Origin of the sequence: Staphylococcus sp. HMSC072B07 (genome assembly GCF_001815505.1) — a bacterium.
In the GTDB taxonomy this organism is placed as follows: Bacteria; Bacillota; Bacilli; order Staphylococcales; family Staphylococcaceae; genus Staphylococcus; species Staphylococcus simulans.
In genome coordinates this window covers 16,830-38,769 of the sequence record NZ_KV820948.1, presented here as the reverse complement: position 1 = coordinate 38,769, position 21,940 = coordinate 16,830, and the positions used below count along the sequence as shown (strand labels likewise).

General features: G+C 36.6%; 22 protein-coding genes. 11 read left to right on the top strand and 11 right to left on the bottom strand.

What is annotated here, in order from left to right:
* The 3 genes from HMPREF3031_RS11530 to HMPREF3031_RS11520 all read right to left on the bottom strand — a co-directional run.
* Positions 1-4,285 (bottom strand): lectin-like domain-containing protein (locus HMPREF3031_RS11530; RefSeq protein ID WP_142351332.1); only part of this gene is annotated, 4,285 nt, incomplete at its 3' end.
* 387 nt (positions 4,286-4,672) lie between these two features.
* Entirely contained in the window at positions 4,673-4,930 is a 258-nt protein-coding gene (locus tag HMPREF3031_RS11525) for a DUF1871 family protein (RefSeq protein WP_002481859.1), read from the bottom strand.
* A 92-nt stretch (positions 4,931-5,022) separates the two neighbouring features.
* Positions 5,023-5,619 carry a peptidylprolyl isomerase gene (locus tag HMPREF3031_RS11520; RefSeq protein WP_002481858.1) on the bottom strand — a complete coding sequence of 199 codons (597 nt, stop codon included), beginning with the start codon at positions 5,617-5,619 and terminating at the stop codon, positions 5,023-5,025.
* Positions 5,620-5,691: 72 nt separating this feature from the next.
* On the opposite strand from HMPREF3031_RS11520, the gene kapB reads away from it, so the two are divergent.
* The 9 genes from kapB (at position 5,692) to HMPREF3031_RS11475 (ending at position 13,270) form a co-directional block, all read left to right on the top strand.
* Entirely contained in the window at positions 5,692-6,075 is a 384-nt protein-coding gene (kapB, locus tag HMPREF3031_RS11515; protein WP_002481857.1) for a sporulation phosphorelay system protein KapB, read from the top strand.
* Positions 6,076-6,201: 126 nt separating this feature from the next.
* Positions 6,202-8,619, top strand: coding sequence for a Na+/H+ antiporter subunit A (locus HMPREF3031_RS11510; RefSeq protein ID WP_002481856.1), 2,418 nt, complete (start codon positions 6,202-6,204; stop codon positions 8,617-8,619).
* Positions 8,600-9,028, top strand: a complete 429-nt coding sequence (locus HMPREF3031_RS11505) for a Na(+)/H(+) antiporter subunit B (protein ID WP_002481855.1) — start codon at positions 8,600-8,602, stop codon at positions 9,026-9,028. The genes HMPREF3031_RS11510 and HMPREF3031_RS11505 overlap by 20 nt, the downstream gene beginning before the upstream one ends.
* Positions 9,028-9,378, top strand: a complete 351-nt coding sequence (gene mnhC1 / locus HMPREF3031_RS11500) for a Na+/H+ antiporter Mnh1 subunit C (RefSeq protein ID WP_002481854.1) — start codon at positions 9,028-9,030, stop codon at positions 9,376-9,378. The genes HMPREF3031_RS11505 and mnhC1 overlap by 1 nt, the downstream gene beginning before the upstream one ends.
* Entirely contained in the window at positions 9,365-10,861 is a 1,497-nt protein-coding gene (locus tag HMPREF3031_RS11495) for a Na+/H+ antiporter subunit D (RefSeq protein WP_031262781.1), read from the top strand. Before mnhC1 ends, HMPREF3031_RS11495 begins: the two co-directional genes overlap by 14 nt.
* A gap of 1 nt (position 10,862) precedes the next feature.
* Positions 10,863-11,342, top strand: a complete 480-nt coding sequence (locus tag HMPREF3031_RS11490; protein WP_002481852.1) for a Na+/H+ antiporter subunit E — start codon at positions 10,863-10,865, stop codon at positions 11,340-11,342.
* A complete protein-coding gene (locus HMPREF3031_RS11485) occupies positions 11,342-11,638 on the top strand; it encodes a Na(+)/H(+) antiporter subunit F1 (protein WP_002481851.1) in 297 nt (98 codons plus the stop codon). The genes HMPREF3031_RS11490 and HMPREF3031_RS11485 overlap by 1 nt, the downstream gene beginning before the upstream one ends.
* Positions 11,616-11,987 carry a Na+/H+ antiporter subunit G1 gene (locus HMPREF3031_RS11480; protein ID WP_002481850.1) on the top strand — a complete coding sequence of 124 codons (372 nt, stop codon included), beginning with the start codon at positions 11,616-11,618 and terminating at the stop codon, positions 11,985-11,987. The genes HMPREF3031_RS11485 and HMPREF3031_RS11480 overlap by 23 nt, the downstream gene beginning before the upstream one ends.
* A 134-nt stretch (positions 11,988-12,121) precedes the next feature.
* On the top strand, positions 12,122-13,270 hold the full coding sequence (locus HMPREF3031_RS11475) for an NAD(P)-binding domain-containing protein (protein WP_002481849.1): 1,149 nt from the start codon (positions 12,122-12,124) through the stop codon (positions 13,268-13,270).
* Positions 13,271-13,425: 155 nt separating this feature from the next.
* Here the strand turns inward: HMPREF3031_RS11475 and HMPREF3031_RS11470 are convergent, their stop codons facing one another.
* The 6 genes from HMPREF3031_RS11470 to HMPREF3031_RS11445 form a co-directional block, all read right to left on the bottom strand.
* Positions 13,426-13,800 (bottom strand): PaaI family thioesterase, encoded by a 375-nt coding sequence (locus tag HMPREF3031_RS11470; RefSeq protein WP_002481848.1) that lies wholly within the window; start codon positions 13,798-13,800, stop codon positions 13,426-13,428.
* 29 nt (positions 13,801-13,829) lie between these two features.
* Complete coding sequence (locus HMPREF3031_RS11465; protein WP_002481847.1) at positions 13,830-15,143, bottom strand: Na+/H+ antiporter family protein; 1,314 nt, start codon at positions 15,141-15,143, stop codon at positions 13,830-13,832.
* Between the two features lie 159 nt (positions 15,144-15,302).
* A complete protein-coding gene (locus HMPREF3031_RS11460) occupies positions 15,303-16,787 on the bottom strand; it encodes a leucyl aminopeptidase family protein (RefSeq protein WP_002481846.1) in 1,485 nt (494 codons plus the stop codon).
* Positions 16,788-16,912: 125 nt separating this feature from the next.
* Positions 16,913-18,118, bottom strand: a complete 1,206-nt coding sequence (locus HMPREF3031_RS11455) for an NAD(P)/FAD-dependent oxidoreductase (protein WP_002481845.1) — start codon at positions 18,116-18,118, stop codon at positions 16,913-16,915.
* A 294-nt stretch (positions 18,119-18,412) separates the two neighbouring features.
* Positions 18,413-18,772 (bottom strand): HesB/IscA family protein, encoded by a 360-nt coding sequence (locus HMPREF3031_RS11450; protein ID WP_002481844.1) that lies wholly within the window; start codon positions 18,770-18,772, stop codon positions 18,413-18,415.
* Between the two features lie 42 nt (positions 18,773-18,814).
* Positions 18,815-19,051, bottom strand: a complete 237-nt coding sequence (locus HMPREF3031_RS11445) for a YuzB family protein (protein ID WP_002481843.1) — start codon at positions 19,049-19,051, stop codon at positions 18,815-18,817.
* Positions 19,052-19,295: 244 nt separating this feature from the next.
* Here HMPREF3031_RS11445 and HMPREF3031_RS11440 point away from each other — a divergent pair, with 244 nt between their 5' ends.
* Positions 19,296-20,360: an NAD(P)/FAD-dependent oxidoreductase gene (locus tag HMPREF3031_RS11440; protein WP_002481842.1), complete on the top strand. Its 1,065-nt coding sequence runs from the start codon at positions 19,296-19,298 to the stop codon at positions 20,358-20,360.
* 97 nt (positions 20,361-20,457) lie between these two features.
* Here the strand turns inward: HMPREF3031_RS11440 and HMPREF3031_RS11435 are convergent, their stop codons facing one another.
* Positions 20,458-20,781, bottom strand: coding sequence for a YuzD family protein (locus HMPREF3031_RS11435; protein WP_002481636.1), 324 nt, complete (start codon positions 20,779-20,781; stop codon positions 20,458-20,460).
* A gap of 92 nt (positions 20,782-20,873) precedes the next feature.
* On the opposite strand from HMPREF3031_RS11435, the gene HMPREF3031_RS11430 reads away from it, so the two are divergent.
* Positions 20,874-21,116, top strand: coding sequence for a NifU family protein (locus tag HMPREF3031_RS11430; RefSeq protein WP_002481635.1), 243 nt, complete (start codon positions 20,874-20,876; stop codon positions 21,114-21,116).
* Between the two features lie 62 nt (positions 21,117-21,178).
* On the opposite strand, the gene HMPREF3031_RS11425 is transcribed toward HMPREF3031_RS11430, so the two are convergent.
* Positions 21,179-21,934 carry a MerR family transcriptional regulator gene (locus HMPREF3031_RS11425; protein WP_070684475.1) on the bottom strand — a complete coding sequence of 252 codons (756 nt, stop codon included), beginning with the start codon at positions 21,932-21,934 and terminating at the stop codon, positions 21,179-21,181.
* Positions 21,935-21,940 lie beyond the last annotated feature (6 nt).

Here is a 21,940-nt window from a genome sequence, read left to right as displayed (position 1 = left end):
CTTTATTTGCTTTCGCTTGTAATGCATTTTGTGCATCTTTGATTGCTTGTGCTGCTTCTTTTAACTCTTGTGGAGTTTTAGAAGTATCAGCTTTCGCTGCTTCACCAGCTTGAACGGCTGTTTCGAAAGGAGTTACAGTGCTTGGTTTATAATCATCTTTCTTAACTGCGTTAGCTGCATCTAATGTTTTTTGTAATTCATCTAATGCATCTTGACGCTCTTTCGCCGCAACCGCATCATTTAAAACTTTTGTTGCGTCGGCTACTTGTTGTTCAGTTGCATTGCCGTCGGCATTTACTTGTTCAGCTTTTGTTAACGCATCTTGAACTGCTTTATCTTCTTTATCTGTTGAATCTAATTGACCTAAACCTTTTGCATTATCAATTGCTTTTTGTAATTCTGCTTTGTCCGCTTTTTTAACTAAATCTTTTTCAGCATCTTTCAACGCTTGTGTTGCTGCTTCAATTTCTTCAGTTGTTTTATTGTCCGGGTTAGCAACAATTGCTTTTCCATCAATTTCTTTTTCATTTAATGGTGCAACTGTATTTGGTGTGTAGCTGTCTTTATCAAGTTTTGCGACTTTCGCTAATTCGTCTTTCAATGCGTCAAGCGCTGCTTGTTTTGCAGCTGCTGCATCATTCGCTTCTTTCGCATCTTGAGCTTTTTTAACATTGATTGCATTATCTAAGGCTTCTTTCGCCGCATCTACAGCCGCTTGGTCAGCATTTTGATTTGCATCAACTTGTTTTGCTTTATCTAAAGCAGCTTTAATTGCGTCATCTTCAGGATCTCCTGCTTTTAACGGTGGTAATGCTTCTGCTGTTGCAATTGATTTTTCAAGTTCAACTTTATTTGCTTTTTGTTTTAATGCATCTTTCGCAGTTTTAATTGCTTCTGCAGCTGCTTTGAGTTGTTCTGGTGTTGCATTTGTATCAGCTGCTTTTGCTTTACCATCTGTAATCGCTGCTTCAAATGGTGTCACAGTTTCAGGTGTATAATTGTCTTTCTTAACTGCTTCGGCATCTTTAATTGCCGCATTCAATTCATCTAAAGCATCTTGGTAAAGTTTTTTGTCGATTGCTTGATTTAAAGCATCTGTCGCTTCAGTCACTTGTTGTGGAGTCGCATTTCCATCTGCTTTCACTTGATTTGCTTTGTCTAAAGCATCTTGAACTGCTTTGTCTTCAGTATCACTTGCATTAAGCTGTCCTAAAGTACCTGCTTTATCAATTGCTTTTTGCAACTCTGATTTATCCGCTTTTTTAACTAAACCAGCAATACTGTCATTAATCGCTTTTGTTGCTTCATTGATTTGATCAACTGAATATTGTTCACGTACTGTAGGGTCATCAGACATAGAAGCTATAACTAATGGGTTTACTTTTTTAATTGTGTCTTTTACGGCTTCAACACTATTAGGTGTATAACCATCAGCACTTGCAACTTCTACACCCTTCTTCACAGCTTCTTGTAGTTTTTCATAAGCATCTGCTCTTAATTTTTCTTGAATTGCATGATTTAAATTATTCTTGCTGTCATCTGTCGCTTGTTGAGTTGCATTTAAATCTGCATCAGTTGTTTTAGCATTGACTAAAGCAGTTTTCAATTGTTGATCCATTGGTTTGTTTGGATCTAAGTTTGTAATTTTTTCAGCTTCTGCAATCGCTTTTTCTAATTCAGATTTATCTGCTTTATGAACTAATTGATCTTTCGCTTGTTTGATTTCTTGCGCTTTTGCATTGAATGCATCTGTTGAACCTTTTTCAGGGTTCGCAAGTAACGCTTCGCCTTCAGCTACTTTCGCATCTAATGCTGCCACACTCTTAGGTGTGAAATCATCTTTAGCAACTGTTTTCGCATCAGCGACTGCTGCTTTTAATGCTTCAAGTGCTGCATTAGGTTTTACAGTGATATCAAATGTTGATGTTGCTGCGTTTTGTGCTGCATCAGTTGCAGTAATTGTTACTGTTGATGTGCCTTCAGCAGTTGGTGTACCTGTAATTTGTTTAGTTGCTGGGTCAAAAGTTAAACCAGCTGGTAAACCTGCAACAGTTAATGTTGGTGCAACTTTAGAGTTGTCATCGGCACTCAATGTAATCGGTGCGATTGGTGTATAGGCTTCAGTTGTTTTATTTTCAACTGGTGTGATTGTTGGTGCTTTTGTATCTGCAACTATATATTTAAATGTTTTTGTTGTAGTTAATCCAGCATTATCAGTTGCGGTAACCGTAACAGTTGATGTACCCACTTTAGTTGGTGTACCAGAAATAGTATTTGTATTTTCGTCAAATGTTACTCCTTCAGGAAGTCCTGTGACTGTTTTACTTCTGAAGTGATTACTATTATCTGTAATATTTAATACAAGTGGTGCCATTTCAGTGTCAACATCCACTGTTGTATTTGCTACATCACCAATGACTGGTGCTTGAACATCTTTCACATGATACACAATAAACTGACTAGCATTTGTTAACTTAACCTGATGTGTAGCTGTGTTATAGTTAGGCGCTAATGAATAATCTTCATTTACTAATTGATAACCTCTGTCTTTTAAGTACTGGTCATGAGAAGGAATTGTATAAGTTTGGTTCACATCTCCTGATGTACGGATTGGTTTATCAATCAATTCTTGTGTATCTTGATCCACAAAGTCTTGTTCTAATAAAGCTGAAGCTGTATATGTGAAGTTATCAATTTGAACTTGTTGTAAGTTAAATGCTCCACCTGTAGATGCCGCAATCGACAACGCAAATACATTTTTATGTGTTCTTGCAATTTCAGTTTTTAAATTTTTAGTCCAAGTTTGACCACCATACGTCACGGTCATATTTTTAGTATCGCCATCAAAATCAATGATAAAATCTTGGAATTGATTTTCATGTGGTTGTGCAGTTAAAGCTTTAGCAGTTCCAAAATCAACACTCATCATTCCTGCTCCATCCGTTTTTACAAATGCGCCGTATGATGATTTACCGTTAAATTGACCTGGATCTCCGAGTGCTTTGTTTTTAGGGTCCCCGCCTGAAGTAATATACGTATCTAATTTGAAACCAAATGAGTTTTTAAGTCCACCCATACCTACTGCGGCACCGAAAAGACCAATTTCATTTGTGTTTCCTGAGTTAAAGATAAAGGTAATACCGTCACCACCAGGTAAACCATTTTTTAAATGACCTTCACCTTTGTCACCAAGATTCACTTTACCAACAAAGCGGAAATCTTTATCTATGTTCATTTTAGTATCTAAAGAAATAGAACCACGTTTAGTTTTAAGGTCAGGTGTTAAAGTTGCAATACCAGTAGCTTGATCGTATGTCGCATCCATATTCGTATTGAAATATTGATTAAAGTTTTCTGGCGTCACAACGACATCATCTTTTAAAGATGTATCAACTGAAAATGCACGTACTGCTGTTGTTGGTTCTTCTACTGCTGATCTTAATTTTGTCGCTTGTGGGCTGTATAAGTCTTTTTGTGCTGAACCTTGTTCAAGTAAAAGTTTTAACACTTCTGCTTTAATTTGGTCCTCTGTTAAATCTGTAGTATCGATAACAGCTAATGCTGCATCTACTTTTGAACTGTCATAATCTGAGGCCAGTTCAGTTTTCACTTTATCTACCTTTTGTTCGGTAGATAGCGGTGTTGTTTCTATTGTTGGTGTTGCTTGGTCTGTTGAAGTCACTGTTTTAGCTTCTGAAGTATTGTTTGTTTCAGAAGTTGTTGCTGATGTTGTATCAGCTTTAGTTTCTTCTTTGACTGACTCAGTTGTTGATTTAGGAACTTCAGTAGTAGCTGCTGATTGTTTTTTTGTAGCATCAACTGTTTTTGCTTGTTCGGCTTCTGCTTGTTTCGCCGCTTCAGCTTCTGCTTTTTGTGCTTTGTCAACAACTGCTTGAACATCAGCTTCAGTTTGAGCTTGTTTGACTTCAGCAGTATATTGTTTAACTGTTTCTTCAGTTAAATGCGTAAATGTTGAAAGCTTAGACAATGCGTCTGTCTTAACTGTCTCCAATACATTTTGTGATGTTGGAGTGTTTTCAACTTGTTTAGTAGTGTTTGCTGTATTTTCTTGTGGCACTGGGTTCTCTACTGATTTTTGTTGGGATGCACTTGTGTCTTTTGATGCCTCTACAACTGTATTATCATTTGTATTCTCCGCTGCTTTGGCTTCGCCATTGTTTCCTAAGAATAAAAGTGACCCAATTAGAATAGATGCTGTACCTACAGTAAATCTTCTAATTGAATAGCGATTTCTTAAGTTAGGCAAAAAATCCAACTTCTTCATTTGATGTCCTCCGATATATTAAATTTTGAACTACTTTATAATTATAAAACGGAGTGACACAATTGTATATAAAATAGGTTCCATGAAGTTTTAATGGTATTTTATAGTATTCAGTTATGTATTTTAAAAATAATGGTGCATAATACATATAAACTACGGTTGCATCTACTATTACCGGCATATTTTAATGCGCACAATAAGACTTTCAACATTATAGTTTATAAGCATCAACATAATTTCTACATATAAAATTTACAAAAACGTAACATAAACGTAATAAAACAAAGCGAGATTATAGTATACTTTAAGGGTTAAACCTTATAGCACTCTATAATCTCGCTTATTTTTAATAAATATAATGTTTTTTAGTTTAAGCTTACTGTCTATTTATAACCCGCATGTACCTTCTAATGACAATGCCGCTTCAGCTTGTTTCTGACATTCTTCTATAGGAAGTTTTTCTTCAAATGAATACATAAAGATATCCTGGAACTTTTGTGCTAATGCCTGTGTATCGTCAATTTGATGAACTGCATCCATCATTTCATACACTTCAGCATCCCCCATCGTTTGATCCTGAAAGTTCATCGGATTCCAATCTGCGAGTTGTTGATATAACGCAATATTGACCTCGTTCTTTTCCACTGAGAATTAACCTCCTTTATCTTTTCTTAAAATAAGCCCGATTTGCGTCACCACAAATCGAGCTGCATCATCTATTTGAAATGCTTGTCTACTTATTTTTCTTCAACATCAATTGATTCAATAACTACATCATGAACTGGTTTGTCTTGAGGACCTACTTTAGTATTTGCGATATCTTCTAAAGTATTTTCACCTTCAACAAGTTGACCAAATACTGTGTGTTTTTGGTCTAACCAAGGTGTTCCGCCTTTTTCACCGTATGCTTCTACGATTGGTTTTGGCCAACCGCCATCAGCTAATTGATTCAACATGTTTTCAGGTACTTCTTTCATTTGTACGATGAAGAATTGTGAACCGTTTGTGTTAGGACCAGCGTTCGCCATTGATAATGCGCCATATAAATTGAATGCTTCCATAGAGAATTCATCTTCAAACGCTCCACCGTAAATACTTTCACCGCCCATACCAGTTGCTGTTGGGTCGCCGCCTTGTACCATAAAATCGTTGATAACACGGTGGAAAGTAATGCCGTTATAATAACCATTTTTAGCATGTGTCACAAAGTTTTCAACAGTTTTTGGTGCTAAATCAGGAAATAGTTTAAAAGTCATGTCACCTTTATTTGTGTGCATTACGACTTTAATTTCATTATCTTGGATTTCTTTATTTAATTGAGGATAGTTTGCCATAATTAATACTCCATTCATGTTAAGATTGATGTATCTCAATATTAACATATACCACAGAAAGGAAGTATTAAAATGTTATATCGTTTTTCACATAAAACAGGAAGCTATGGTGTTTCAATTGTAGAAGAGAAAGACAACGGTGAAGTCTTAGTTCAAGTTGAACAAGTCATCAAACATCCTAAACAAGGTGATTTACATGATCCAACAGCAACAGAGGGCGTCTTCTTCCATGAACGTCGCGCACTCAGTCATTATGAAAAAAGATTCACACCTAAATCAAAATTACGTGAATTCAATGTTGAACCTTTAGATTATGTAGATTCTTTACAACAAGCGATTACAAATTATGAAGAACAATTAAAACAAGAAAATACTGAACATGCGAAAATGTCTTTACACAATTTAAATACGCTAAAGAATGATTATGGCATTCAGTACAAACAAAATTTTAAATAATTTATTATGGGTTTCTTCTTATTTAAAAGACCCCCGAAATGTAAGCGTGTTACCGGAAAACAAGGTTTTTACACACTTCACATTGATGTATAATGAGGTTATCTTATATTCAAAGGAGGACAAATAATGAGTTGGTTACATGCAGCGGTATTGTTGCCGTTCATTTTTGCACTCATTATCCCTATTGTTTATCGTTTCATTAAGCGTATACATATAGGATGGTTCACATTACCTGTCCCCGTCGTTTTATTTATTTATTTCTTAACTTATATTTCGACAACGATGTCAGGTAAAACACGTTTTGCGGAATTACCATGGATGCCGCAAATTGGTATGAACTACAATTTATATGTTGATGGATTAAGCTTATTGTTCAGTTTATTGATTACAGGTATCGGTGCTTTAGTTACCTTCTATTCAATTAGCTATTTAAGCAAAAAGGAACAATTGGGTAATTTCTATTGTTATTTATTACTCTTTATGGGTGCAATGCTAGGCGTCGTGTTATCAGATAACGTCTTTATGCTGTATTTATTCTGGGAAATGACATCATTTTCTAGCTTCTTATTAATTTCATTTTGGCGCACTAGAGAGGCTTCACTCTACGGTGCTCAAAAGTCATTATTAATTACAGTATTTGGCGGCTTATCTTTACTCGGCGGCTTTATCTTAATGACACTTTCAGGACATTCAACAAGTATTCGCCATCTTATTGCACATGCCTCTGAGATTCAATCAAGCCCGTTCTTTATCTTGGCTATGATTTTAATACTCTTTGGTGCAATGACAAAATCAGCGCAATTTCCATTTTATATCTGGTTACCAGATGCAATGGAAGCACCTACGCCAGTCAGTGCTTATCTGCACTCTGCAACAATGGTCAAAGCGGGCATTTACTTAGTTGCACGACTTACACCAATCTTTGCATTATCACAAGGTTGGATTTGGACAGTCACTGCAATTGGATTAGTCACATTATTCTGGGCATCTTTAAATGCGACAAAACAGTCAGATTTGAAAGGTATCTTAGCTTTCTCAACTGTTTCACAACTCGGTATGGTCATGTCAATGCTTGGTATCGGAGCTGTCAGCTTCCACTTCCAAGGTTCACAAAGTCAATTTTATGCAGCCGCGTTTATCGCAGCAGTCTTTCATTTAATTAACCATGCCACATTCAAATGTGCACTCTTCATGATTGCAGGTATTATCGATCACGAAACCGGAACACGTGACGTACGTAAACTCGGTGGTTTAATGACAATTATGCCGATTTCATTTACGATTACAGTCATTTCAGCGTTAAGTATGGCTGGTGTGCCGCCATTTAACGGTTTCTTATCAAAAGAGAGCTTCCTTGAAGCAATGATTAATGTTACACAAGCACCTCTTTTCAGCTTGAACACGTTAGGTGTCTTGATTCCAATTGTTGCGATTTTAGGTAGTATCTTTACATTTGTATATTCAGTCAGATTTATCGGTCAAATTTTCTGGGGTTCATACAAACCTGAATCTTTACCACATAAACCACACGAACCATCAGTGTTAATGTGGATTGCTCCTGCTTTCTTAGCAGTATTAGTAGTAGTATTCGGTTTATTCCCAACATTATTAGCAAAACCGATTATTGATCCGGCAAGCCAAGCAATACGTAATGCGAAGTTGCCAGATGCAGAATTCCATTTATTCCATGGATTCACACCTGCATTCTTCTCAACTTTAGTTATTTACGCAATCGGTATTCTATTAATCTTCACTTATCATAAGTGGGTTAAAGTTCTAGAGAATATCCCAGAGCGTCTCGAACTAAATCATTTCTATGATCGTTCAGCAGACAACTTACCAGTATTCTCTAAACAAGTGACACATACTTATATGAGCGGATTTATCCGTAATAAACTTGTTGTCATTATGGGCAGTTTAATCGTATTAACTGCTGTTACTGTACTTGCATTGCCATTTGCATTTGATTTCAGTCATGTCAGTCGTGTACGTTCATATGAAGTTATCATTGTTGTGATGATTTTAGCAGCTGCAATTATGTTAGTCTTTGCACGTTCAAGACTGTTCAGTATTATCATGCTGAGTGCTGTGGGTTATTCTATGGCGATATTCTATATCTTCTTTAACGCACCAGACTTAGCATTAACACAATTCGTAGTTGAAACAATTTCAACCGCATTGTTCTTATTATGTTTCTACCATTTACCAAACTTGAACCGTTATAACGAAACGACTTCATTTAAAGTAACAAACGCCGTAATCGCGGCTGGTGTCGGTATCGCAGTAACAATTCTTGGTTTAATCGCATATGGTAATAAACATTTCGATTCTATTGCGGCTTACTACAAAGAAAATGTCCATAGTTTAGCACATGGTAACAACATGGTTAACGTTATCCTTGTTGACTTCCGTGGTACCGATACTTTATTCGAATCATCTGTATTAGGTATCGCTGGTCTAGCAGTTTACACGTTAATTAAATTACGTTCTAAACATAAAAATGGTTATGAAAGGGTGGATGAAAATGAACAAACAGAAAAATGATATTATCTTTCAATACTCAACAGTAGTCATTTTCTTCTTAATTGTCATGTTCGCCTTTTCACTATTCCTAAATGGACACTACCAACCCGGTGGCGGATTCATTGGAGGTTTGCTTGTTTCAAGTTCATTAGTACTCGTTGCGGTGGCCTTCGATGTGAAAACAATGCGTAAAATTTTCCCGTGGGATTTTAAGAAGCTGATTGCGATTGGTCTTACATTTTGTGTTATGACACCTGTTGCAAGCTGGTTCTATCACAAAAACTTCTTTACACATAAAGTATTCGAAGTACCACTTCCACTCTTAAAACCTATGGAAATCCATACAGCATTATTCTTTGACCTAGGCGTATTATTAGCCGTTGTCGGTACAGTAATGACAATTATTTTAGCGATTGGAGAGAATGAGTAATGGAAATAATTATGATTATTGTTTGCGGTATCTTAACATCAATCAGTATCTATCTCATTTTGTCTAAGAGCTTGATTCGAATCATTATTGGTACCGCAGTTCAAACACATGCTGCAAACTTGTTTTTAATCACAATGGGCGGCTTAGGTGAAGGCTCTGTTCCAATCTTTAAATACGGAACAAAAAGTTATGTCGACCCTATCCCGCAAGCGTTAATCTTAACTGCGATTGTTATTTCATTCGCGGTTACAGCGTTCTTCTTAGTACTTGCTTTCAGAAGCTATAAGGAACTTGGAACTGACAACGTAGAACAAATGAAGGGAGTGCCAGAAGATGATGATGCTAGATAACTTAATCGCTGCGATGTTGATTACACCTATGATTACTGCAGTGATTCTTGTATTTATCGGCAAGCGTCCTTTCATTAAACGTTATGTCGCTTTAGGCGGATCTTTAATCGCATTAGGTCTTGCCATTTGGAACTTTATCAACGTATGGCACCATGGACCTTTGAAATTAGAATTAGGTTCTTGGAAAGCACCATACAGTATCGTATTTGTACTTGATTTATTCAGTGCAACATTAGTAATTACTAGTTTAATTGTAACTATATTGATTATTTTGTTCTCATATCAATCAATCGGTTTACACCGTGAAACATATTATTACTATTTCGCAGTCATGTTCATGGAAACAGGTATTATCGGTGCATTTATCACAGGTGATATCTTCAACATGTTCGTATTCTTCGAAGTATTCTTGATTTCTTCATACTCCCTACTCGTTATTGGCGGTACGAAGATACAATTACAAGAAACAATCAAATACTTACTTGTGAACGTGGCATCTTCAGCCTTCTTCGTAGTGGCTGTCGGTATCTTGTACGCAGTAGTCGGAACATTGAACATGGCAGATATCAGTCAGAAATTGGGACACTTATCTGATACACAAAGCGGACTTGTCAGCATTGTATTCGTGATGTTCCTCTTTGTATTCGCAACAAAAGCCGGTGCCTTCCCTATGTACGTATGGTTACCTGGGGCTTACTATGCACCACCGTTTGCGATTATCGCATTCTTTGGTGCCTTGCTTACGAAAGTCGGCGTTTATGCGATTGCGAGAACATTAAGTTTATTCTTTGCACACACACTGACATTCTCGCACTACACAGTACTGATCTTAGCGTTATTAACGATTATCTTCGGTTCTATCGGGGCAATCAGCTTCAATGATACGAAGAAAATCATTTTATATAACATCATGATTGCGGTTGGTATCATCCTAGTTGGTGTGGCAATGATGAATGAAGCTGGTATCATCGGCGCGTTATATTACACAGTCAATGACATGTTGATTAAAGCAGCATTATTCTTCTTAATCGGTGTCATGCTTAAAATCACTGGTACCACAGATATCAGAAAGTTCGGTGGATTGATAAAACATTATCCTGTTTTAGGATGGACATTCTTTATCGCATGTTTAAACCTTGCAGGTATTCCACCTTTCAGCGGTTTCTACGGTAAAATGTATATCGTTCGTGCCGCATTTGAACAAGGATTTTATATCAGCGGTATTGTCGTCTTATTATCTAGTCTCTTAATTTTATATTCTGTGATGAAGATTTTTATCAGAGGATTCTTCGGAGAGTCAAAAGGTTATACATTTAATCCGCATTTACACTACCGCGGCCTATTAAGTGTCGCAATTCTAGCTGTTGCGCTATGTGTGGTCTTTAGTTTCGCAGCGGAATGGTTGTATCCATTCGTTAAAGAAGCAGCTGTCACATTCTATGACCCTAAAGCATATATCGACAGCGTACTGGGGGTGAAATAATATGGCAATTCAAGTACTCGTGAATCTATTACTTGCTATATTTTGGCTGTTCGTCAATGACAGCTACACTCTTAATAACTTTGTATTGGGATACGTCTTCGGTTTATTACTCGTATTCTTAATGCGTAAGTTACTACCTGGACGTTTCTATGTGGTTACACTTTATTACGTAATCAAATTGATGATTATCTTCTTAGTTGAACTCATCAAAGCGAATATTGATGTAATCCGCATTGTCATTAAACCGAAAATGGATAACGAACCTGCATTCTTTGTCTACGATACAGATTTAAAAGAACCATGGGAAGTTGTCGTATTAAGTACACTCATCACCCTTACACCAGGGACTATCGTTCTTGGCGTCAGTGATGATAACAAGAAAATCTATATTCATTGTTTAGATTTCAGCACGAAAGAAGAGGAAGTTGAAGGTATTAAATCTTCCTTAGAAAAAGCTGTCAGAGAGGTGGGAGAAGCATAATGTTTGCCTATAATGTCGTTATTATAATCGCATTGATTGTCGTTGCACTTTCGATACTCGGTATGTTGGTACGTGTGATTCTCGGCCCTTCTCTTGCCGACAGAGTCGTAGCTTTAGATGCGATCGGTATTCAATTTATGGCGATTGTTGCTCTGTTCAGTATCTTCCTAGATACTAAATACATGATTGTAACAATCCTGTTAATTGGAATCATCGCATTCTTAGGTACAGCTGTCTTCGCGAAATACATGCAGGAAGGTAAGGTGATTGAACATGATCGACGCGATAATGATTAGTTTGTCATTATTCTTTGTAATTGTCGGTGCGATTATCAGTGCCCTTTCTGCCATTGGTCTTTTACGTTTGAAAGATGTTTATGGCCGTGCACATGCTGCTGGTAAAGCAGCAACCTTAGGTTCAATGAGTTTATTATTAGGTGTCTTCTTATTCTTTATTGGCCATGATCATTATGTGAATCCACAATTGATTATTGGGATTTTATTCATCTTGATTACTGGACCTTTATCCAGTCACTTAATTATCAAAGCATCTTATAAAATTAAAACACCTTACTCACGTTCGACTAAGTTAGACGAAATGAGTGAATTACAAAAAGATAAGCCAAAAGCAGCTGACAAATCTTAATGGATTCAGACGCCGTAAAGTACTGTGACAACAGTATATTACGGCGTCTTTTCTTTTGACTTCAGCTTGTGATGCAAAAAGAAATGTGCTATATTAATTAAATCGAAACTATTACGATTTAAGAAGGTGACGCTATGTCTTGGACAATTATCGGCGGTGGTATTCACGCCGTTACTATTGCGATTAAACTCCGTGCTTCAGGTTTAGCAGCTGAAGACTTAACGATTATAGATCCTCATGATTCACTATGCGAACAATTTGATGATTTCTCTTGCCGTATCGGTATGCCATTTTTACGCTCACCACATGTACACCATGTTCATCCTGACCCTTTCCATTTGAAACATTTTGCGAAAACAAATCAATATACAGGTGCTACTTATGGTAAATATCAACGTCCACAACGCGATATGTTTATGGATCATGTGCATAAAATGCTGCATGAATTTGATTTAAACAGTCGTCATATTAAAGATGTGGCTACTAATATAGACCGTGTTGACGGTCAATGGCAAGTCGATATGAAAGCACACGACACTGTCACAAGCGATTATCTCCTTCTCGCTATCGGCAGTAACAATATTCCGCATATTCCAGATATGTATATCAATCAGCCTGATGTGAAACATATCTTTGATGATGAAACAATTCCTTATCAAGATGCCTCACATGTCATAGGCAGCGGTATTTCAGCAGCCCATTTAACATTAAAATTGATTGAAGAATCAAAAGCTGAAACGGTTCACTTATGGATGAATAAGCCCATTGAAGTCTATGACTTTGATGCAGATCCAGGTTGGTTAGGCCCTAAAAACATGACACGCTATCGTGAAATCGATTCATCTAAAGAACGATTAAGTATTATTGCGCAAGAACGTCATAAGGGTTCTATGCCTAAAGAGTTATATTTACGTCTAAAAAAACACGTACAAGATGGACAACTTCAAATCCATGTGAATGAAATTCAAGCAGTAAAAAATCATAGAATTATTACTGAAAATGAAAGTTATGAATATGATCATATACTGCTTGCGACAGGCTTCAAAAATAACATTATGCAAATGCCTGTCATTCAAAGCTTTGTGGAAAATACACAAGCACCTTTAACAGAAACAAAACATCCAGTCTTAAATGAAAGTTTAGAATGGTTGCCAGGTATATTTGTTTCAGGCGCACTCGCTGATATTGAATTAGGTCCATTTGCGAGAAGTTTTGCGGGAGGCAGAGAAGCTGCAAGCCGTATTTCAAAAGCATTTATCAATCAAGAAGAGAAAGTTTCTTAATATAAAGAAAAGGTTCCCTCGTAATATGACCAAAGGGAACCTTTTTCTATCTATTTATCTTTATAATCACACATCGCGTTTTTATAGTTCCTTACACACTAAAAAGCAGTAAAGTTACGCTTCTTAAAGTAACTTTACTGCTTAAATATTATCATCTATTTACGTGGTTTCAACATCATCGTTCCACGCATGACACTAATTAATTTGTCTTGATCATCTACAAGGTTGATATTCCAAACTTGTGTCGAACGACCTCCATGAATCAATTCCGCAATCGCATATACATAGCCGTCTGTAGCTGAACGGATATGATTCGTATTCATTTCAAGCCCTACTGGAATGACCTTATCCGTATCTACCATGTGAGCAGCACCAATAGAACAAGCTGTTTCACCGAGTGCCATGGTTGCGCCACCATGAAGGTAGCCGAAAGGTTGTTTTACTTTATCACTGACAGGCATTTTCATTTTAACGTAACCTGATTCGACTTTAAGCACTTCCATTTCTAATGTTTCTAATAAATTCGTCATCCCATTCTCTCCTATCGACTAGATTACTTCTATAATATCATAGCCGCAATCGTACCGAAGACCATTAACGGTATGTTATAGAATACGAAAGTCGGAATACATGTATCTCTAATGTGATCGTGTTGATCATCTACATCAAGCCCTGCAGTCGGTCCTAAAGTTGAATCACTGGCTGGTGAACCTGAGTCACCTAAGGCACCTGCTGTACCAATTAATGCGATTAATGCCATTGTACTCATACCAAGTTGTTCACCTAGTGGAATAAACAGTGCTGCGATAATTGGAATCGTCGCGAATGATGAACCGATACCTAATGTGACGATTAAACCAATTACATACATTAAAATAATCGCGATTAATTTATTATCTCCAGTCATGTTGGCGATACTTTCTACTAAACCTTTAACATCGCCTGTCGCATTCATAATCCCTGCGAAACCATTCGCAGTTAAAATAACGACACCAATGTAAGCCATGATTTTAATACCTTCTGTAAATTGTTTGTCCAATTCAAACCATTTGAATGAACGAGAAAGGAAGAAGACCATCACACCGGCTAACGCACCGAAAATCATTGACTCAGTGAATGTTTGAACTAAGAATGTTGCTAAAATCGCTACAATTGTTACACCTAAAACATATGGTTTTAATTCCTTAGGCGCATTTTCAATTGCTTTATCTTTTTTATATTCACGTGGTTTTCTGTAATAGAACATACCTAAAGCTAAACCGACGATATATCCTAATGATGGAATCAATAATGATTTCCAGATCATGTCAAATTCAATTTGGTGGTGTGCTTTAGTAAATCCAGTTTGAATAATTTGGTGATAGATTTGACCAAATCCATAAGGAAGTAATAAATATGGAAAACACAAACCGAAACTGATAACTAAGGCAATTTGACGTCTATCAATATTTAATTCATTAAATAAACTTAATAACGGTGGAATTACAATTGGGATGAACGCAATATGTACAGGAATCAAGTTCTGACTACTCATACTTAATAATAATAAAGCAACAATTAAAATAACTTTAATCGTAGAGCGAGAAACTTTCGTATTCTCTGCTTTGATTAAGTTGATGATTTTACCTACTAAGTAATCTGTAATGCCACTATAAGAAATTAATGCCGCGAAGCCTCCTAATAAAGCATAGCTTAAGGCTACTTCTGCCCCATCTACGATGTTATCCGTAAAGACATGGATGACTTTTTCTACTGACATCCCTGCGACTAGACCGCCAACTAATCCGCTGACGAACAGACTTAAAACAACGTTCAGTCTGAATAAACATAAAACAATCATTAATAAAACTGCGACTACTACTGCGTTAACCATTTTGCGTTACCCCTTTACTACATTATCGAACTAAAGTGTTATGTTAGTATAATAACAGTCCACTTTAGAGATGTCAATACAACATTATGTATTTCTAACACAATATAAAATACCCATCTCAATCAAAATTGAGACAGGCATTTTATGGTAGTTTAAATTTTAAGATTGTCTTAACCAATCTACTATACTATGGATTAAATAACCCGTTGGCCCTTTAGGACCATTGTAGTCTGATTTAGATGTCGTTGCTGGACCTGCAATGTCAAAATGCAAGTGCGGTGTACCAGCACTGAAGTGCATAATAAAGGCTGCCGCAAAGAGCGCTTTGCCCATACCATTTGTATGATTGACTAAGTCAGCGACTTCACTGCGTTTGATTAAACTGCGCTCAGTAGCCGTAACAGGCAATTCATAAGTCCATTCCCCATTACGTTGTGTCAGTGCTGTAATAGCATCTAACGGTGCGTTGTTATTATTTTTAAAGACAGCTGCTTTATCAAAGCCGAGTGCCGCAATAGCAGCTCCAGTAAGTGTCGCAAAGTCTAATATGACTTTAGGTTCATGTTGTACTGCTTGGAAAACAGCATCGCCTAATACGAGACGCCCTTCAGCATCAGTATTTAATACCTCTACAGTTTCTCCGCTCATAGCTGTAAAGACATCATCTGGTTTCATAGCCGCTTCATTAATCATATTTTCAGCAGATGCAATGATACCTACGATATTCACAGGTAAAGCTAATCGATGTGCCGCTTCAATCATCCCTACTACATTTGCCGCGCCACACATATCAAATTTCATCTCTTGCATACCAGGTTTAGATTTAATAGAGTAACCGCCTGAATCATAAGTGATACCTTTACCGACTAACGCGATTGGTGCCGCGTCAGGATCATCTGCACCTTGATAAGTCATTGTGATTAATCTAGGACCATTTGCGGAACCTTTACCGACCGCATGGATTAAACCGAACCCTTCCGCTTGTAACGTTTCTGCGTCTTTCACATCAACTTCTACTGCCGTTTCTGCGAAATGACCTGAAATAAGTTCTGCAAAATAAGCAGGAGTTAAAATGTTAGGCGGAATATTACTTAAATCTCTCGCAATTTTAATGCCTTCTCCAACTACTTCACCATCTTTAATGGCAGTAATTTCGTCTGGTTCTGCTTGATGTAATTTTAGATTTAAGTGATACGGTACTTTCTTATCTGATTTATAATTATCAAAAACATATAATGCTTTTTTACCTTGTAGGCCGAATAATTCAGCCATTTCATTTTTAGAAATCGCTTTTGATGCGAATGTTGAGAATAATACATCCGCTTCTGTTACATGTTCTGCTTTTAAATACTGCAGTAAGTTTCCGTATACTTTCATTGTTTGAATACGATCTAACTGCTTCAAATTGCCAAGTCCTACCGTAATCAAACGAACTTTAATGTCTCCTGTTTCAAAGAACGTCGAACTGACTTTACCCACTTCACTATGAATCATATGGTGGTGCTTATATGTATCTAAAGCATCCGATAAATCATGACCTTGAAGTGTGACTGTTCCTAATTGATTCAAGTGATCTGGCAAGCCGAGTACTAACGTGTTGCTGATTAATTCATTTTGTTCGTCAAATGTTATTTGTATTGGCATAATGTCTCCTCCATAAGATACAAAAGAGGTTGGTAAAAGCTGTTTATCAACAGTTTTGCCAACCTCTTAAAGTCTATATTAGCCGGCTTTTATGCATATAGCCGTATTATCATATTAGGTTAATATTAGAATTTACCTTTTTTGAATGCTAAGCCGATACCGCCAAGTTTGAAGATTGAACGAGTATCGATAACTTTTTTCATGAATGCTGCTTTTTTACCTACGATATTTTTACCGTAAACAACACCAATACCGTCATTAGCGCCTAATGAGCATACTGTACCACGGTTTACGTAGTTGAATGGCTCTTTAGGTTGACCATGTAAGATATTTTTGATGTTTTGAGCAACGTTTTCACCTTGTTGCATTGCGATTTGTGCAGTTGTTGGTAATGGACGTTCTTCACCTTCAGGAATGTAAGCTGATACGTCACCGATTACGAATGTTTCGCTATAACCTGGTGCAGTTAAGTCTTGGTTTACAACTAAACGACCACGTTTAACGCCATCGAATGATTCTTCCATTAATTTGCTTCCGCGTACACCAGCAGCCCATACTGAAGTGTTCGCTTCTAATTGTTCTTCTTTGTCGCCGACTTTAACTACGAAACCTTTTTCGTTTGCGCCAACAATCGGTGTACCGATTTTAAATTCAACCCCGCGTTCTTCTAAGTAGTTAACAGCGTGGTTAACTAATTCGTCGTCGAACATTGGAAGCATTTTAGGTGCTGCTTCAACACAAGTGATTTTAACTTTGTCACGGTCTACACCGTATTTGTTTGATAATTCATCAACGCGTTCAGTTAATTCACCTAAGAATTCGATACCAGTAAAGCCTGCACCACCTACTAAGAATGCAAGATCTTTAGGATCTTTTTCTTTTGAAGATGCATAGTTCGCAAATTTATCTTCGATGTGACGAGATAATTCACGTGCAGTGTGGATGTTTTCGATTTGGTAAGCATGTTCTAACATACCTTTGATACCGAATGTTTCACTGATGAATCCTAAACCAACCACTAAGATGTCATAGTTGAAACGACCATTGTTTGTTTCTACTACTTTAGCTTGTGGATCGATTTTTGTTACTTCTGCTTTAAGGAATTTCACTTTATCTTGCTTGATTACACTTTCGATTGGGAAGATAATATCTTCATAGTTTACAGTACCTGCTGATGCTTCATGTAAAAGTACTGATTCATAGTGATAATCATCTCTATTGATTAAAGTGATGTCAGCTTCGCCAGCTGGTAAAATCTTTTGTAATTTTGTTACAGTTTGCAAACCTGCATAACCTGCCCCTAAAACAATAACTTTTTTTGTTTCAGCCATTTTATTCACCTATGCTTTCTTAAAATTTTTGTTAGTATACGCTATCTTAATATATACCCCATTTGATTGAAAAAATGTCAAAATAAAGACAAATGCCATTCCTCTTAATTCTATAATTAACCAAACACTTTTTCAAGGTAATACTAAGAAAACAACTGATAATTTCAGAATTTACTGATTCTCAAGTACCTTTATTATGGTCATAGTTAGTTGGAATTTTAAAGTAAAAACATTTTCCAACTAAAAAAGAGTTGAGGAATATCCCCAACTCTGAATTGTATAAATGAAAATTGATTAACAATCTTCAGGTTGTCCAGCTACTTTCGCTGTTCTAAATGAGCTGCCGCAACCGCATGATGCAATCGCATTTGGATTATCAATTTGGAATCCGCCACCCATTAATGATTGTTTAAAATCAATTGTTGTACCTTCAAGTACTGGTTTATCATATTTGTCGACTAATACTTTAAGACCGTAGAATTCGATAACTTCATCGTTCTCCCCTGGTTCTTGTTCTGCTGACATGCCGTAAGTTAAACCTGTGCAACCGCCGCCGTTCACTTTAATTTTCAAGTATCCGTCTGGCATATCGTTGCTTTCTAACATACTTTTGACTTCATAAGCTGCAGCTTCTGTCAAAATCACTGTAGACATATTATATTCCTCCTTGTAACACGTCTTTCTATTGAATAAAACTTAGAAAATCCAAGTTTCCTCTATATGCTTATAAATATTTTGCAATAAATCGTCTGGTGAATCTCCTTCAACAATATCACCATTCACTAATGCATACAAGCCACTCGAACATACACCGCAGTTTTGCAGACAACCATATTCTAAGACATCTACACCTGGGTCTTGGTCCAACTGATTGTATACATAGTCTCCGCCTTTTGCCATGTTTGAAATGCAAAATTCTACAATTGGATTCATAATGCACCTCTTCATATTTTTGAGTCATACAATTATAACATATTTCACTGACTTTCTCTTGGGTTTGAACAGAATTTTTCCTTTTAGAACATTGTTTGTCTGAAATGTGAAAAAAGATTATAATAAATGAAAGCGTATTTTTAGAGAAAGCTTCTAAAATGACGTTGGTTACAATTCAACATAGCTTTCAGTCATCAAGCAGTGATGCAGCGTTATATAAATCTTGATAAGAGGGGTTATCGGAATGAAGAATTTAGTAATGTTAGGTGGCGGTTATGGTAACATGCGTGTTTTATCGCATATTTTACCAGATGCATTACCAAAGGACTACACTATCACTTTGATTGATCGTATGCCTTATCACGGTTTGAAACCAGAATATTATGCTCTGGCAGCGGGGACCAAATCAGATAAAGATGTACGATTACAGTTTCCGGAATCTGAGAAACTTAATGTTGTTTACGGGGAAATCTCAGCTATTGATTTAGATGACCAAATTGTTTCTGTCGGTGATACCAAAGTAGATTATGATGAACTTATTATCGGACTTGGGTGCGAGGATAAGTATCATAATGTACCAGGTGCTGATGAATTCACTTACAGTATTCAAACACTATCTAAATCTCGTAAAACTTACCACACGATTAACGAATTGCAAGCGGGGGCAAAAGTCGCAATTGTGGGTGCTGGACTTAGCGGTATTGAGCTTGCAAGTGAGTTGCGTGAAAGCCGTTCAGATTTAGACATCAAACTTTACGATCGCGGAGAACGTATTTTAGCACGTTTCCCAGAAAAATTAAGTCGCTTTATTGAAAAGTGGTTCCGTAAGCATAACGTGACAGTCGTACCGAATTCAAATATCAATAAAGTAGAACCAGGTCTGATTTATAATCATGATGAACCTGAAGAAGTAGATTTAGTCGTATGGACTGCAGGGATTCAACCTGTTTCAGTGGTGCGAAATTTACCTGTTGATGTAAATAAAAACGGTGCAGTGATTATTAACCAATATCATCAAGTACCGACTTATCGCAATGTTTATGTCGTTGGTGATTGCGCAAACTTACCGCATGCACCAAGTGCACAACTTGCTGAGGTTCAAGGAGACCAAATTGCTGATGTGTTGAAGAAACAATGGCAAGGTGAAGCATTACCTGATAAAATGCCTGAACTTAAAGTACAAGGCTTCCTAGGGTCACTTGGAGACAAACAAGGTTTCGCTTATGTGATGGACCGTCCACTCACAGGACGCATCGCCTCTATTTTGAAATCAGGTGTCTTATGGTTGTATAAATATCATAACGGTTAATAAAAAGATGATTATAAACAAACGCTCAAGTACTGAAATACATGTACTTGAGCGTTTTCAAACTAAAACAAGCACTCTTTTGTTTTAGCTGTTGATTTTATTGTGCTACAAAATGTTCATCAATGAATCTTGTAATTGGTTTAAGTTGTACATAGCCGTCTGCCACATACATATCGTTCATTGTAACTAATGGATAAAATAATTCATCATTTTCAATTTGTTCGATAAATTGTTGATCGTGATCTGTTAAATTTTCAGTATCTTTTTCAAAATCAATATATGTGTATTCAAAGTTGATATCAGGATATTTACGTTCTAACAAGGCTTTCAGCCAATCATACGTGTCTTGAGATGTCGGCGCATTCACACAACTTGCGCATACTACATCTGCCCCATAAACTACTACGCTAACTTTAGTCATTTGGTTCCCCTCCATAGATTTTTTTCTCTAAGTCTATTATAATAAATAAACAAGCAAAATATGAAATTATATACTTGGAAGGAGATATATCCATGCCAACTGAAAATACAACAATGTTTGATCAAGTCGCAGTAGTAATCGAGCGTTTACGTCCATTCTTATTAAGAGATGGCGGAGATTGTACATTAATCGATGTGGAAGACGGTATTGTTAAATTACAATTACACGGTGCATGCAACACATGCCCAAGTTCTACAATCACATTAAAAGCAGGTATCGAGCGCGCATTGCTTGAAGAAGTACCTGGTGTAGTTGAAGTAGAACAAGTCTTCTAATCAACTTAAATAAATCGCATGACGAGATAGGCACAGTCTGTTTTAACAGCTGTGCTTCTTTTTTATTCTGTATAAGCTTTAATAATCTGACTTAGGCATTCTGCTGCGTCTTGTTTACCTACTAAATCATCATAATATTTTTTGAATCTATCATCTGTTATATAAAGATCAGCCATAGCTTGATGATAACCTTCACTATATTGACCACTCATCAATTTCAACCATTGACGATGCGCGTTAAATACCGCTTCAGCATCTGAACCTTGTACATCAATTTGATTATGTTCTAATAATTGATTTAGTTTTTCTTTGATAATTTGTTCTTGCTGTTGTGCTTGTTCATATTCTAATTCTGAAAGATGACTCAAGTGATGCTCTGCCTTATCTAACGCTTCCTCACCATAACGTTCGATCACTTCTTCACCATATTGTTCACGATTGTCGGTTATTTCCTTTTGTTTAAACACTTCAAACTTTTCTTTATCTGGCATCATAACTTCCTCCTGTTCTATTTTATTAATCCACTGAATTAAAGATTGAATTTCCTGTTGTTTCTCCAATAACTGTCTCTTTTGTTCTGCTAAAAGCTGTTGTGTATTTGTATTTTGTGCTAATACTTGTTGAATCTTCGATAACGGAAAGTCTAGTCGACGTAGCAACATGATTATAGACAATGTATCTAAATCCTCTGATTGATACACACGGTAGTCATTCTCTTTTATTCTACGTGCTTTAAACAAACCAATATCGTCATAATACCGTAACGTCCGTTTGCTTAGTCCTGTTAATTCAGACAGCTCACTTACTGTATACTGCATGTTTTT

Bases quoted from the DNA above. Each gene is read 5' to 3' on its own strand.
- HMPREF3031_RS11520 (WP_002481858.1), bottom strand. From the start codon at position 5,619: ATGGCAAACTATCCTCAATTAAATAAAGAAATCCAAGATAATGAAATT.
- kapB (WP_002481857.1), top strand. From the start codon at position 5,692: ATGTTATATCGTTTTTCACATAAAACAGGAAGCTATGGTGTTTCAATT.
- HMPREF3031_RS11510 (WP_002481856.1), top strand. From the start codon at position 6,202: ATGAGTTGGTTACATGCAGCGGTATTGTTGCCGTTCATTTTTGCACTC.
- HMPREF3031_RS11505 (WP_002481855.1), top strand. From the start codon at position 8,600: ATGAACAAACAGAAAAATGATATTATCTTTCAATACTCAACAGTAGTC.
- mnhC1 (WP_002481854.1), top strand. From the start codon at position 9,028: ATGGAAATAATTATGATTATTGTTTGCGGTATCTTAACATCAATCAGT.
- HMPREF3031_RS11495 (WP_031262781.1), top strand. From the start codon at position 9,365: ATGATGCTAGATAACTTAATCGCTGCGATGTTGATTACACCTATGATT.
- HMPREF3031_RS11490 (WP_002481852.1), top strand. From the start codon at position 10,863: ATGGCAATTCAAGTACTCGTGAATCTATTACTTGCTATATTTTGGCTG.
- HMPREF3031_RS11485 (WP_002481851.1), top strand. From the start codon at position 11,342: ATGTTTGCCTATAATGTCGTTATTATAATCGCATTGATTGTCGTTGCA.
- HMPREF3031_RS11480 (WP_002481850.1), top strand. From the start codon at position 11,616: ATGATCGACGCGATAATGATTAGTTTGTCATTATTCTTTGTAATTGTC.
- HMPREF3031_RS11475 (WP_002481849.1), top strand. From the start codon at position 12,122: ATGTCTTGGACAATTATCGGCGGTGGTATTCACGCCGTTACTATTGCG.
- HMPREF3031_RS11470 (WP_002481848.1), bottom strand. From the start codon at position 13,800: ATGACGAATTTATTAGAAACATTAGAAATGGAAGTGCTTAAAGTCGAA.
- HMPREF3031_RS11465 (WP_002481847.1), bottom strand. From the start codon at position 15,143: ATGGTTAACGCAGTAGTAGTCGCAGTTTTATTAATGATTGTTTTATGT.
- HMPREF3031_RS11460 (WP_002481846.1), bottom strand. From the start codon at position 16,787: ATGCCAATACAAATAACATTTGACGAACAAAATGAATTAATCAGCAAC.
- HMPREF3031_RS11455 (WP_002481845.1), bottom strand. From the start codon at position 18,118: ATGGCTGAAACAAAAAAAGTTATTGTTTTAGGGGCAGGTTATGCAGGT.
- HMPREF3031_RS11450 (WP_002481844.1), bottom strand. From the start codon at position 18,772: ATGTCTACAGTGATTTTGACAGAAGCTGCAGCTTATGAAGTCAAAAGT.
- HMPREF3031_RS11445 (WP_002481843.1), bottom strand. From the start codon at position 19,051: ATGAATCCAATTGTAGAATTTTGCATTTCAAACATGGCAAAAGGCGGA.
- HMPREF3031_RS11440 (WP_002481842.1), top strand. From the start codon at position 19,296: ATGAAGAATTTAGTAATGTTAGGTGGCGGTTATGGTAACATGCGTGTT.
- HMPREF3031_RS11435 (WP_002481636.1), bottom strand. From the start codon at position 20,781: ATGACTAAAGTTAGCGTAGTAGTTTATGGGGCAGATGTAGTATGCGCA.
- HMPREF3031_RS11430 (WP_002481635.1), top strand. From the start codon at position 20,874: ATGCCAACTGAAAATACAACAATGTTTGATCAAGTCGCAGTAGTAATC.
- HMPREF3031_RS11425 (WP_070684475.1), bottom strand. From the start codon at position 21,934: ATGCAGTATACAGTAAGTGAGCTGTCTGAATTAACAGGACTAAGCAAA.